Below are 12913 nucleotides of genomic sequence, written 5' to 3' on the forward strand. Positions count from 1 at the left end.
TAACCCCTTGATTATAGCGTTCTTGCCAGAAAGAGTAATCTGGCAAGAATAACGAACAGTTTGTTAGTTCCTGTTATACAAACGCCATGCTAAGTTCTTGGCCTTCCAGGATAAGATGAATTCGTTTTGTTCCTTCTTCCCTTTTCTTGCGCCGCAGTAATTCGTTACTGATAGCGGGTAACACGGTTTGCCGCAGCAGATCCTCTACCGCCCTGCCGCGATTCGGATGGTTGACAACATGGCTGGCTAGCCACTGCTCCACCTCCGCCTCAAAGGTAAACTCCGCTGCCAGGTTCTCCTGCAGCCGCTGACTGAGGCTGGTTAAATGTTTACGCGCAATCTGCTTAAGCGCTTCTTCATCCAGCGGCCAGTAAGGAATAAGCTGCATCCTCGCCAGCAATGCTGGCGCGAATTTGCGCTGCAGAGCAGTGTGCAGCAGTGGCCGCAACGCTGACAATGGCATATCTGGCTGCTGAGCTAACGCCTGTTCGATCTCCTCCGCGCCCTGGTTACAGGTCAGCAGAATAAAGCAGTGGCGGAAGCTGATAATTCGCCCTTCGCCATCCTCCATCCAGCCTTTGTCAAATACCTGGTAGAACAGGTCATAGACGTCCGGGTGTGCTTTATCGAACTCATCCAGTAGGATCACGGAATAGGGTTTGCGCCGTACCGCTTCGGTAAGTTTGCCGCCTTTGCCGTAGCCTACATAACCCGGCGGCGCGCCTTTCAGGGTGGATACCGTATGCGCTTCCTGAAACTCGCTCATATTAAAGGTGATCAGGTTGTGCGCGCCGGCGTACAAGGCTTCCGCCAGCGCGATAGCAGTTTCCGTCTTACCAGTGCCGGTCGGCCCCGCCAACATAAATACCCCCAGAGGCCGCTCCGGATGCTGAATACCCGCCCGGCTGATACGCACCGCCTGGGCAATGTCGCTCACTGCGGCCTGCTGGCCGAAAACCCTTGCGCCCAGGCGTTTTTCCAGCTGCAGAGCGCTGTCCAGATCGTCCTGCAGCATGCGCCCGGACGGTATGCCGGTCCAGTCGGACAGAACTTCCGCCACCACATGTTCATCCACCCACGGATGCACCAGCGGATCACCCTGCTGAATCGCATCCAGTGCCTCCAGCGCCGTCAGCACCTCGCCGCCTTCACGCTGTCCCTCATGCTGCACCTGCTGCACCAGCTGACGCTCCCGATCGCACCGGGTCTGCAGCTGCTGCAACTCCTGCTGATCGTGCTGCATACTATTTTGCAGGATGCTCAGCCGTTCCTGCACGTTGCCGCCCAACGGGATCTCCGCATTAAGCGCCACAATCTCAGCGTCCTGTACCGTCAGCGCAGCGCCTAACAACTCAATCTGCTGCGGCGTAACATGCTGACTGAGCGAGACCCTGGCGCAGGCCGTATCCAGCAGGCTGATGGCTTTATCGGGCAACTGACGCGATGGCAGATTGCGTAATGAGAGCCGCACTGCGGCGCGGATCGCCGCATCGCGAATAATGACCCCATGATGACGTGAAAAGGCTGGCGCTATCGCCCGCAGCATATCCACTGCCGCCTCTTCATCCGGCTCGCCAACCAGCACGCGCTGGAAACGGCGGGTCAGCGCTGCGTCCGGCTCAATAAATTGTTTATATTCCGACCAAGTGGTAGCGGCAATCATGCGCAGCGAACCGCGTGCCAGCATCGGCTTGAGCAGATTGACCGCGTCGCCGGTACCTGCCTGGCCGCCAGCCCCAACCAGGGTATGCGCTTCATCGCAGAACAGAATTACCGGCGTCTCAGACTGCAGGATAGCGTCAATCAGCGCCTTGAGGCGCGACTCGAATTCGCCGCGCATACTGGCCCCAGCCTGCATCCGACCGAGATCGAGAGAGAGCAGCCGCGCACCTTTCAACAGCGGCGGTACATCGTCGGAGGCGATCCTGCAGGCCAGCGCTTCTACTACCGCCGTTTTACCCACGCCCGCTTCACCAACCAAAATCGGGTTGTTCTGACGCCGCCGCAGCAAAATATCCACTACTTGGCGCAGCTCGCTGTCACGCGCCACTACCGGATCAATCTCCCCCTCTGCGGCCTGTCGCGTCAGGTCGCTGCACCATTTCTCCAGCGTATCCTGCTGCTCGCGGCTGCTGGCGCTAACCACGGTTTCCGGCGTACGGCTAATCTCCTCATGCTCCACTGACTCCGTCAGCAGTTCAGCAAAGCTTTCCATAACCTGTGGGATCGGCAACATTTTGAACTCGTCGCTCAGGCGGTAGAGCCAGCGCTGCTGGCTGCTGTCCTGCAGGATGCCAAGCAGAATATGAACAGTGCGCACCGCCTCACTGTCATCCAGCATCTGGCTCATCAGCAGCCCGCGCTCCACAGACAGCTCCAGACGGGTGGAGAGATCCTGTGCCGCATTGGTGCGCGTCGGCATGCATTGCAGGATTTTATCCAGCTGTTCGTTTACCTGGCTGAGATTAACGCCGTAGTGGCTCAGCAGCTGTGGAATGTCGCCGTCCTGCTGCTCCACCACCACCTTCAGCCAGTGCTCCAGCTCAACATATTCATGCCGGAAGGTGCGGCAGAGTCTGGTCGCCTTAACTACCGACTGATAGGCAAAATGCCCCAGTCTGGAAAATAATCTTTCACGCTGATACACCAAAAATACCCCTGTTTTTAAATTGATTGCTGATAAACATGTTGTCTGTACTGTCCGCTTTGCGCTTTGAGCCAGCCATTTCTACCCAGCCTAGTTCCTCCCAGGCTGGCGGACATCGAGCTTTCGGTAACTATCAGCAGGTCAACGTCGAACAGCAGCTGGCCGCCGGTAAAATCCCGACAGATAGCCAGCAAGGCTGTCAGCTTCTCACCGCCTCGCTGAAAGGCGTAGTGAGCCGGCGCCGCTAACGGACCTATCTCGATCTTCACTGTGTGCTGGTTGTCGTAAAAACGCCTGCCGATACGTGTCTTACCAAGGCGCCCCATTCGCTGCCGCTGCTCGCCCTCGCCATCATCGATCCAGCGGGCAAACCGCGGAATGAAATGCACGGGTAAGCGAAAGTAGTGGATTAGCAGGTGCTTTAAAGTAGCCAGATTCTGCCGCTGCGGCAGGTATGCGCCAGCAAACCTCATGCGCAGCCGCTGCACATGTGGATTTTCTGCCACCTTATCCTGTAGCCCGCCCAACTGGCAGATATGTTGCAGGAAGGCGTTAGCGCCAGGTTTTTCATGCCCCAGCGCAACATGCAACTGCGCCCAAGCACGGTAGTGCCAGACCGCCAGACGCTGGCTGAGCAGCGAAACAAACTCCTCAAACGCCCTGTTGCGCCGGTTCAGCCGCTCCTGCCGCGCATAGTCGGTGATATAGAGCGGCAACGGGCCATAAGGCGCGAACAGGCCGAAATGGCGGCAGGTGACGATCAGAGTCGGCGGCGCGCTGTCACGCCGCCGCTGCTCTACCTGAGCGATTTCGCGCGGGGCAAACGTCATATCAGCGGGCTGAATCACCCGTAAATCAATCCCCTGGCGCTCAGTAGCACTACCTAGGCGCATCTTCAGGCCGCCATCGCGCTCCAGCCGACGCAGCAGTTCGAAAAAATCAAGACGATTCGACAGGCCGGGAAAAGTATCCGGTATTTGTTCCCCGGTCAGGTTCCGATAGCCGGTTTCAGCGATCGGTTCGGGTTGATGTTTATAGCCCATGCTGCGGTCCCCATTCGGCTTTCACCTCGCCGTTAACCGCTAAGCTGGTGCGCAGCGTCTGGTTAAGCTGGCAGTAATCCGCCAAGGCATGATGCAGCAGGTGACCGAACAGAAAGGCGCCATGATCAGCATGGTGATCGGCTTTAACATTCAGCCGTGCCTGCACGCCGCGCGTCCAAGTAATCGGCCCCGGCCCCGCGTCGTGTTCAAAGCAATGGCTGAAAACAGCCTCGTCCAGGCTGCTGATACGTCGACGCTGACTGGCGTCGTCGGACCAGGCGAACAGGCTCAACCAGTGGCGCAACAGCATGGCACAGTTCGCCACTTCAGGGGCGGTATAGCGCAGCGGGTTTACTGATACCAGCTGGATAGCCTGCCAGGCCTGATGCATCTCCGGCGCGGGACGCGCCATTGAAGGCATGCGCAGCAGGGTGGTCTCTGTAACTGGCAGCATCACTTCCGCCTGCACCGTTGGCTGCTGTAGCTGCTCCGGCCGCAGAAAGCGATCGCAGACCATCGCCGTCACTGACAGCGTACTTATCTGTTTAATATCCAGCCCGGAAACGCCGGGAGAAAGGGTAATAAAAACTTCATTATTGCCGAAGGCTGAAGCGACCCTGCCGCGACCACCGACGCCAGGGCGCCAGCGCAGCGCATAGCCAGCCTGCGGGCGATGCCGCTCAAACTGAACCTCTTCCGGCAGCATCGAAAACCCAACGCTGTCGCCATTGCGCAGCAGCCCTTCAACTGAGATTAAATGGTGAATTTCGTAACAGGCCGGATTCAGGCGATCGACCACTATCTGGTGTTCGGTGCGATCTGCATCGGGGGTGATGGGATCGCAGCGCCGAGTTACCAGATTAATAATAGGCGTGGCGAAAAGGTGAAAATCGGCGGCGCTGATGCGCCCCAGTAACGAGGCTGGCGCATTATTCAGGACAAAAATCACTTCAAACTGATGCGCGCTGCCACATTGGGCAAGAAAATCCTGCAGACCATGCAGCTCAACGCTATAAAAACGCGACGGCGCGGCAAAATATTCGCGCATCAGTCGGCTGCCGGGCAGTTCGCCAATACTGACCGGTAACAGAGCGTCGTTAGCCTGGGTTCCCGCCAGTCGCAGCCGATCGCTGCTTAACGTCGCGACCACCGGTGAAGAGGTGCCAGGCGTCCACAGCACTACGCGCTGACAGTGATTCAACAAGGTTTCCAGTAGCCGGTTAGCGCGTACCGCTTCGCCAGTAAAGGTCAGGTGCAGGGGATCCAGTTTCAGCTGCGCCAGCTTTTTTACCTGCCTAGTGGTCAAACGCAGACGCAGGCAGGAGGCGGCTTCGCCTGCCAGACCGCTGACCGCCATCGGCAGCTCAGCGGCGATATTGCTGACACATTCAGCGCTCTCAATGGCCAGCGGTTCCAGATTCAGCGCCCTGCCGGTGACAAACTGGGCTGATTTATTCTTCAGCGCAACATCCGCCAGCGTGACTTTACTACCAGCAGGCAACGTCACCGGCGCCTGCCACAACGGAGAAGTAAAATCCGGCGTGAAAGCCACAGTGGCGATAGAAGGGGTTGGCGTATACCACAGAGGCGCAAGGCGCGACAGCATTTGCAAAGCAAACTCAGGGTATTCGTTGTCTATACGCTGATGCACTCTGGCACTGAGAAAGGCGGTGCCCTCCAGCAGGCGCTCAACAAAGGGATCGTTTACGCCATCAACCCGGATGCCCAGCTGGCCCGCAACCTGAGGGTGATCCTCAGCAAATTGCTGCCCTGACTCACGCAGATAACGTAATTCATCATTATATAATTCCAGGAAGCGATCGCTCAGCATGCCTGCTTTTCCTTACAACATCCAAACATCACAATACGCGTACCGCGCCGCAGGAATAATCCAACGCAATTCGCAAATTTACCGACTCTGTCGCCCCGGCAAAAAAACAGGTGCCATAAATGTCAAACAGTATCGCCAGTACCGCACGTTGCTCTTCCTCCACTAACGGAACTACTCTGATACTGTCCGGCGCCAAGCGCGGTTCAAAGGTAGCAATAATCCGTTGAATATGTCTGGCTAATAACACCGGTTCAACATTAACCGGGATACGCTTACTTAATGACGGCAGGCCATGATTCAACACCGAAAAATGACAATATTTATATTTAGTTAATTTGAGATCAGCGCTGCGCGAAGCATCATTAAGCAAAAACTCAATATCTCTTAATATAATTTCCCGCCAGCCTGTTTTCCGCGACTGTTCATGGCGCAGGGTTAGTTTATCAAATAGTGCAGGCGGTGATATTTTCATAAATAATATGGCCGCTATAACAGGCTGCCCAGAGGGCAGCCTGGACACCGGCGCTTAAACGCTGGTGTTAGTTTTAATGTTGTAACCAGTTTTAATCGCTGCGCCGAGGGTGCCGTCAGCGTTCTGCTCTTTATATTCAATCTCAATCTGAGAGAAGTTCAGGCTGAGCATTTCAGTTGGCAGAACAGTATCAATAGCGGTACCCGTTTCGCCCAGCGGCATATTCCCTGCGGTACGGTAAGAAGAAACGGTGCAGTCTTTAAACATGATTTCCATAAATGCTTGCTGACCATCGCCAGCTTTACGGCATACCAGTTTTGCTTTAGCAATAGGCTTACCTGTGGCGCACATCTGGAACAGTTTCGGTGAGGCTTTATTGCTAACCATACAGAATTCGAAATCTGTCATTTTAACTTTGCCCGCGCCGCCGCCGCTACCAACACCCCAACGACCCGCATTTTCCTGCGCCCACTGCCAGGAGTTAATCTGGATCCAATCTTTAAAATCTTTATCCTGGGATTCACCCTTAACGCCATCAATATCCAGGAAATAATCAACCAAACCACTCATGTTATGGTCTGCCATGTAAACACTCCTTAGTTTCACTTATATGCACAGATTAATATTCACGTTTAACTACACTGTAAAGAACACTTACTACTACATTGGAGAAAACCCCACAGGAGAGATAAAGCCAAAGCCCTCTTGTTAAGAAGCTGTCTCTGTTATTTAGCCAGGCTTTCTTGCCGATGGTAATTTAGATACCAAGCGTAACGATACGGTCATCCCTTCTAATTGATAATGTGGGCGTAAATAAAAATGGGCGCGATAATAGCCAGGATCTTCCGGTACTTCTTCAACATGCACTTCCGCTGCTGATAATGGGCGTTTCGCTTTGGTCGCTTCAGTTGAAACCGTTGGGTCGCCATCCACGTAATTCATCAGCCAGTTATTCAGCCAGACCTGCATATCGTCACGCGAGCGGAAAGAGCCAACTTTATCGCGGACAATACATTTCAGATAATGCGCAAAACGGCAGGTGGCGAAAATATAAGGCAGCCGGGCGGAAAGTTTTGCGTTAGCCGTGGCGTCCGGATCATCGTATTGCGCAGCATGGTGCAGCGTGCCTGAGCCAATAAAGGCGGCAAAGTCGCTGTTTTTACGGTAGACCAGAGGCAGAAAACCGGCTTCAGACAGCTCGTGTTCACGGCGATCGGAAATAGCGGTTTCCGTCGGACATACCAGTTCATAACCGCCCTCATCCGAAGGGAAGGTATAAGCCGGAAGTTCTTCTACCCCGCCGCCTGACTCAATACCGCGAATCCGCGAACACCAACCGTACTGGTTGAAAGCACGATTAATATTTACGCCCATCGCATAAGCCGCATTAGCCCAGCTGAAATCCGTTACCTGTTCTGGTCGCACCTGCTCTTCAAAAGCAAACTCATCCACCGGGTTGCTGTTGGCGCCATAGGGCACCCGTGACAGGAAACGCGGCATGGTCAGCACTAGATAACGCGAGTCATTGCTTTCACGCAGGCTGCGCCAGGCTGCATATTCCGGCGTGCTGAAAATTTTGCCGATGTCGCGCGGGTTAGCCAGTTCGTTCCAGTTACTCATCTGCATCAGCGAAGGCGACGCCGACGAGATAAACGGACAGTGCGCCGCAGCGGCGATTTTCGCCATTTCGGTCAGCAGCGAGACGCTCTGCTGGCTGTGATCAAACTCGAAATCACCGATCAGGCAGCCAAAAGGTTCCCCACCAAACTGACCATATTCGTGCTCATAAATCTGCTTGAAAATCGGACTCTGGTCCCAGGCCGCTCCGCGATAGCGGCGCAAAGTACGCGTCAGCTCATCCTGACTGATATTCAGCACTCGGGTTTTAAGCAGGTCGCTATTTTCAGTATTAGCAATAAGATAATGCAGACCGCGCCAAGCGGACTCCAGCTTCTGGAATTCCGCATGGTGCAGAATTTCATTGATCTGATCGCCGATCTTCTGGTCGATTTCTGCAATCAGCGACTCAACGGTCAGTACCACGTCACGGCTGACCCGCGTCTGATTGCTGCTGGCATACTCCATTAACGTACCTACCGCACGTCTGACAGCATCGCAGGCTTCGTCGGTGCGCGGGCGAAACGAACGCTTAAGGATATCATCCAGTTCATTACCGCTCTCTTCAAATACCTGTCCGCTCAGCTCTGGCGCCGCAGATGAATGCCTGCTTTCCATTATGCGTCTTCTCCTGGCTTATTCTTGTCTGTCACAGCCAGTTCGGCGCTGGCAAAGGGGTTGCGCTTTTCGTTGATGGTACGTTGCAGGAACCCGGGATCTTCAAGCAGATTTTTAATCACCTCTTCAGCACTGGCTTTACCATCCATATAGGTGATCAGCTCTGCCAGTCGGGTACGGGTCTCCAGCAGACGACTCAGCTCCGGAACATTATTGGCAATGACTCCCGGCGAAAAATCATCCATAGATTCAAATTCCAGTTCGACATTCAGCATATCACTGGCTTCGTCCAGGGTATTGTTAACCTGCAATGCCAGACGCGGCTTAATAGCACGCATACGGGCATCAAAGTTGTCCTGGTCAAACGTCAGGAATTTCCTTTCAGCCACCGAGGGCAGCGGTTCGACGCGGTGACCGGACAGATCAGCCATTACGCCGGTAACGAAAGGCAGCTCGACGGTTTTTTGCGAACCGTAAACTTCAACGTCATATTCAATCTGCACGCGCGGCGCGTTATTTTTACCAAGTAGCTTTTGTGAACTTGATTCTTTTGCCATGTTCGTCTCCTGAGAAAACTATCCCCGTTCTTTTCCGATATATGCCGCCAGCGTTGCGGTGGCTTCGGGTATTAAATCTTCAATAATTGCTTCAAATTCCATGCCAATCATTTTTTGCGTTCGACGAATAAATATCGGCGCTGGATGGCTTGGCTCATGGGTTTTAAAATACTCAACAACCTTATCGAGCATTAAAATCGCATCCTGCCTGCTCTTTATTTTCCCCGCCGTCACCACCATTGCCGTAGCAATATCTTCCTTCGCCGGCTCCTCGCTGGCAGAATATTCACTTGCCGTTTCTGCATACATATCGTTCAGCAACTTCCCAGTTCCGACCAGCAGCTGACGCAGGGCGCGGCAGTCAAGTTGATAATCATCGCTGCACTGGTTGGCATACTGCTCAATGCGCGTCAGGGCTTCGGCACAAAGCGCCAGCTGCGCCGGTAAGGCCGGACACCCCTGGCTCTGGTAGTAAGCAGAACTGTTTTCCAGTACCAGCACCATTTGTGAAAATGACATCACTGAAGCGCCGTCCTGCGCCAGCGCCTGCATCATCACCTCGAAGGTTACCGTTATATCCGTGGCCAGGCGGGCTTGTTTCAACTCTGACAGACAGCAGCCATTGCCCAGCCATCCCAGCGCCGCCGCATGGCTGCTACCCGCTGGTTCATCCGGGATATGCGGATAAACCACTGCGCCGCTACGCAGCAGCTCATCAATAAGTTGAATACTTTGATACAGTGCAACCACGCCTTGTATATGCAGACTGGCGCGTAAATGCCACATAATTACCCGCAGATCTTTACATACCGCCAGCAGGCGTTCGCACTTGCCTCTTATATCAGTCCAGTTAATGACCTCAGCACCAGCTGGCGCGTCCAGCGGACCGTCAGAATTATCGTGACCTGACAACAGCAATAATATTTCATTATACAGGGGGTCATATTCCACCCCGTCGGTTTCATTAAAGACAACTTCATCCATCAGACCTACTCCCCAAAAATAATTTGCTCGCCTGACGCTGCCGATTATGCTGGCGCATTATTTTCTGCACCTTTTTTATGGCTTTATTATTCTGCCCTGCCGGGCTGAAAACCAGTAAAAAGGCGCTAATAACACTTTAACGCAGGGGAATCTTCAGGCTGCCGCTATTACTGATAAGACAATGCAAAGGTCGCGCTCGCCGTGAAATCACCGGCCTCGACGGGGCTTTCAGGTAGAGTTTCGACACGCACCTTAAAATTCAGCGAATTATCGCCCGCAACCAGCGGCGATTCCGGTGCTGGTTGGTTGACATCGATCACGGTCTCATCGGCGCCGGTCAGCAAGCGCAATGCAATGCCCGATGCGCTGCCGCTGGTTTGCAGACCGCCGGCAAGCTGGCTATCCTCAACGCCCTTAAAGGTTACCGTCACAGACTTAGCGACCTTGCTGTTGCACTGGTGTAACTGAATAGAGAAAGGCACCGCAGGGCCTTTACCGCCATTCTGCTGGATGGTCTGAATCGAGCTCTGCCCCAGCTCTACGCTAAAATCCTGAGATTCAGGATCGACAATACATGGCTGCGCTACCAGCCTGCCGGTGAAGTGAATATCACCGCCGATAAACTCAACCTCTGCGTGACTGGCGCCGATGCCTGCCGCTGCCAGCAATAACCATCCTGTACGGGCAATTTTCATCATCTCTCCTTATTGTACCGACGCAATGACTGTAGCCGAGGCAGTGAACTCCCCTTCTTCCAGCTCCACAACATGGTCAGCGATGGGCGCAGCGACCAGCCGCCAGCTGCCTTTATTATCCTGGCTGCTTACCTGATACTCCTGGCGTGGTTCAACAATCTCACCGCCGTCGCTGCTTTTAACTACAATGCCCAGACCCGGTTGACTGGTTTTAAAGTAACGATTATCAAACGAACTCGACGCTCCCTGCAGAGAGAGGAGGATGACCGGAGGCGGAGTTGTGTCGTCATCAAAAATGCCGCCGCTGCAGACAAAGTTAATATCAAGAGGTTTCTGATAAGCGCTGCCGTCCAGATCACTGGTGCCGATATCACCGAAATCAACCCTGATAGGCTGTCCGTCATTGAATTCACACTTTTCCGGCACGCCAATCACCGCCGAGCGGAGGTTGACATGAAACAGCGGCTCACTACCGTAGCTGCCGCCTCCTGCACTCAGTCGGCCGAAAATATTAAAGATGCTCAGATCGTCAAGGGTTACGCCATTAGTCAGACTCTTATCCAGCCGGAACGTGACTTTGCCTTCTGATACCGAGCCCAGCTTTTTCCCCAGCGACTCACTGTTACTGACGCACTGATAGTCGTAGTCTTTATTATCAACGTCAAAAAACGGGATGCCTTTGAAGTCGGCGTAATGTCCATCGATATAAATTTCGATTCGGGCGGAAATATAATCGTTCAGTTTATAATAGCCTTCGCTATCCGGCGTCGAGGCCAAGGTACTTTCCGCTTTATAATAAATACTGCTTTGCCCTATCGGGCCATCCGGACAGTAAGCGGTAGCGTCAAAAACCGGGGTGTACTTCCAGCCTTTGTCCACTTTTGCGCCAGGACGGTTATTGGGGAATTCATCGCCTGTCAGGTCAACATCAACCGTCTGCGTCCCATTATCCAAACGGACCTCTCCCTGCTCATAGCCCCATGCAGCGCCACAGCAACATGAAAGCAGCACAGTTAATAACCCCAGTTTTGTTTTTATCTGCTTCACCCCTTACCGCCTTAAAAATAATAAACGTTAATATTAACGATGGCGTCAATATAATCAGCCTGAACATATTTCTGCGTTGATTCCAGACTGGCGCTGAAATTCAACGTATTATCGCCCGGCGTAAGAAATGCATTATTCAGAGACTGGTTAAGCGGGATATCGACGTCGCGCGCATCTTTCAGGCGCACCCCGACGCCACTGGCGCCATTCAGCTTCAGTAGCCCGCTGTTATTGTCATCGGCGACACCGGTAAAGGAGAAAGCCACCGTCTGTTCGCCGCTAAGCCAGGCGGAATCTTCCGCAGTGTGGGTGCTGTTTACGCCATCACGGTAACTATGAGCGCCCATCAAGCAGTCCTGAAAACGCAGGGTAAATCTCACCTGCTGGCTTCTGTCGCCCTGGTTGCGGAAATGACCACTGCTGATGCTGCCCAGATTTACCTGCTGCTCCTGCGAATCCACGGCTAATGAACAGGGGGTGCTGAGCAGCGCGCCGACAAAGTTAATCTTTGCCACCTGTGCCAGCTCATCCCGCGGCTGAGCTGGCTGTTTTATTTTATCGGCCAAGCTGGACGCTGGCATACAGAGCGCACTTCCTAACAGCAGCGCATTCAACTTGAGGTTATTTCGCATAATCTCATCTCCTGTGATTACTGTTGTTCCGTTTCAGCTCGGCACACCTGGCCGCCGCGGCAGGTAAATTTCAGTTCCGGCTGTCCGCCGTAGTCATTGATATAGGTGATGACAAAACTCTCCGGTAAGCGGCTGGTAAGCGCCAGCTTCTCGGTTGATTTCGGCGCCACCATAACCGGCTTGAAGCCGCCGATTGCGCCGCCGCCCGCTTTTTGGCCGCGCCGCGTCATACTGCTGAGCGTAATGTAATATGGCGTTGGGTTTTCAATGCTGACGCCAGCTGAGGTTTGGTTAAATAGCAGCTGGTCCTGCCAGACTGCCGCCTTTTCCGGCACAATTGCCTTTGGCCGGTAAAACAGTTTCAGCTGCGACTGCAGCGCAATCTGCATAACGTTGCTTTTTTCAGGGCGCGGTGGGATCTCCCGCAGATTAAAATAGAACAGCGTTTCCCGATCCTGCGGCAGTTGCGCCACCCCCGCAGTAGTGGCAATACGCACCAGGCTGCGCTCTCCCGCATTAATGCGTTGCAATGGCGGCATCACCACCAGCGGACCATTGACTTTTTTATGCTGACTGTCTTCAATCCAGGACTGCGCCAGAAAGGGCAATTTTTTATTATCATTATTAATATTTAGGCTGATTGATTTCATATCAGCATTATAAATTATCCTGGTACGATCGGGCGTCAGCGCGGCATGGCTAATGGCTGCGCTAAAAGAGAGCGCCAGTAACAGGGCTGTTTTAGTCAAAAAATGCATCATAATTTTTCC

12 protein-coding genes are annotated in these 12913 nt (G+C 53.7%); all 12 read right to left on the bottom strand.

What is annotated here, in order from left to right:
* Positions 1–73: 73 nt before the first annotated feature.
* Positions 74–2647, bottom strand: coding sequence for a type VI secretion system ATPase TssH (gene tssH / locus AB1287_RS17315; RefSeq protein WP_435618565.1), 2574 nt, complete (start codon positions 2645–2647; stop codon positions 74–76).
* A gap of 17 nt (positions 2648–2664) precedes the next feature.
* The gene (tssG, locus tag AB1287_RS17320; RefSeq protein WP_435618566.1) at positions 2665–3690 is read right to left on the bottom strand and encodes a type VI secretion system baseplate subunit TssG; all 1026 of its coding nucleotides are present in this window, start codon (positions 3688–3690) and stop codon (positions 2665–2667) included.
* Positions 3680–5521 carry a type VI secretion system baseplate subunit TssF gene (gene tssF / locus AB1287_RS17325; protein WP_435618567.1) on the bottom strand — a complete coding sequence of 614 codons (1842 nt, stop codon included), beginning with the start codon at positions 5519–5521 and terminating at the stop codon, positions 3680–3682. Before tssF ends, tssG begins: the two co-directional genes overlap by 11 nt.
* A gap of 28 nt (positions 5522–5549) precedes the next feature.
* Positions 5550–5993, bottom strand: coding sequence for a type VI secretion system baseplate subunit TssE (locus tag AB1287_RS17330; RefSeq protein ID WP_435618568.1), 444 nt, complete (start codon positions 5991–5993; stop codon positions 5550–5552).
* A 54-nt stretch (positions 5994–6047) separates the two neighbouring features.
* Entirely contained in the window at positions 6048–6563 is a 516-nt protein-coding gene (locus tag AB1287_RS17335) for an Hcp family type VI secretion system effector (RefSeq protein ID WP_435618615.1), read from the bottom strand.
* 159 nt (positions 6564–6722) lie between these two features.
* Positions 6723–8228: a type VI secretion system contractile sheath large subunit gene (gene tssC / locus AB1287_RS17340; RefSeq protein ID WP_435618569.1), complete on the bottom strand. Its 1506-nt coding sequence runs from the start codon at positions 8226–8228 to the stop codon at positions 6723–6725.
* On the bottom strand, positions 8228–8785 hold the full coding sequence (tssB, locus tag AB1287_RS17345) for a type VI secretion system contractile sheath small subunit (protein WP_435618570.1): 558 nt from the start codon (positions 8783–8785) through the stop codon (positions 8228–8230). The genes tssC and tssB overlap by 1 nt, the downstream gene beginning before the upstream one ends.
* An 18-nt stretch (positions 8786–8803) precedes the next feature.
* A complete protein-coding gene (locus AB1287_RS17350) occupies positions 8804–9769 on the bottom strand; it encodes an ImpA family type VI secretion system protein (RefSeq protein WP_435618571.1) in 966 nt (321 codons plus the stop codon).
* Positions 9770–9936: 167 nt separating this feature from the next.
* Positions 9937–10467 (bottom strand): fimbrial protein, encoded by a 531-nt coding sequence (locus AB1287_RS17355; RefSeq protein WP_435618572.1) that lies wholly within the window; start codon positions 10465–10467, stop codon positions 9937–9939.
* Positions 10468–10473: 6 nt separating this feature from the next.
* Positions 10474–11511, bottom strand: a complete 1038-nt coding sequence (locus tag AB1287_RS17360; RefSeq protein WP_435618573.1) for a fimbrial protein — start codon at positions 11509–11511, stop codon at positions 10474–10476.
* 11 nt (positions 11512–11522) lie between these two features.
* The gene (locus tag AB1287_RS17365; RefSeq protein ID WP_435618574.1) at positions 11523–12143 is read right to left on the bottom strand and encodes a fimbrial protein; all 621 of its coding nucleotides are present in this window, start codon (positions 12141–12143) and stop codon (positions 11523–11525) included.
* Between the two features lie 17 nt (positions 12144–12160).
* Positions 12161–12901 carry a molecular chaperone gene (locus AB1287_RS17370; RefSeq protein ID WP_435618616.1) on the bottom strand — a complete coding sequence of 247 codons (741 nt, stop codon included), beginning with the start codon at positions 12899–12901 and terminating at the stop codon, positions 12161–12163.
* Between the last annotated feature and the right edge of the window lie 12 nt (positions 12902–12913).

Source organism: Scandinavium sp. UTDF21-P1B, from assembly GCF_040750395.1.
In the GTDB taxonomy this organism is placed as follows: Bacteria; Pseudomonadota; Gammaproteobacteria; order Enterobacterales; family Enterobacteriaceae; genus Scandinavium.

Coding starts and splice junctions, on each gene's coding strand:
- tssG (WP_435618566.1), bottom strand. CDS start 3,690: ATGGGCTATAAACATCAACCCGAACCGATCGCTGAAACCGGCTATCGG.
- tssF (WP_435618567.1), bottom strand. CDS start 5,521: ATGCTGAGCGATCGCTTCCTGGAATTATATAATGATGAATTACGTTAT.
- AB1287_RS17330 (WP_435618568.1), bottom strand. CDS start 5,993: ATGAAAATATCACCGCCTGCACTATTTGATAAACTAACCCTGCGCCAT.
- AB1287_RS17335 (WP_435618615.1), bottom strand. CDS start 6,563: ATGAGTGGTTTGGTTGATTATTTCCTGGATATTGATGGCGTTAAGGGT.
- tssC (WP_435618569.1), bottom strand. CDS start 8,228: ATGGAAAGCAGGCATTCATCTGCGGCGCCAGAGCTGAGCGGACAGGTA.
- tssB (WP_435618570.1), bottom strand. CDS start 8,785: ATGGCAAAAGAATCAAGTTCACAAAAGCTACTTGGTAAAAATAACGCG.
- AB1287_RS17350 (WP_435618571.1), bottom strand. CDS start 9,769: ATGGATGAAGTTGTCTTTAATGAAACCGACGGGGTGGAATATGACCCC.
- AB1287_RS17355 (WP_435618572.1), bottom strand. CDS start 10,467: ATGATGAAAATTGCCCGTACAGGATGGTTATTGCTGGCAGCGGCAGGC.
- AB1287_RS17365 (WP_435618574.1), bottom strand. CDS start 12,143: ATGCGAAATAACCTCAAGTTGAATGCGCTGCTGTTAGGAAGTGCGCTC.
- AB1287_RS17370 (WP_435618616.1), bottom strand. CDS start 12,901: ATGCATTTTTTGACTAAAACAGCCCTGTTACTGGCGCTCTCTTTTAGC.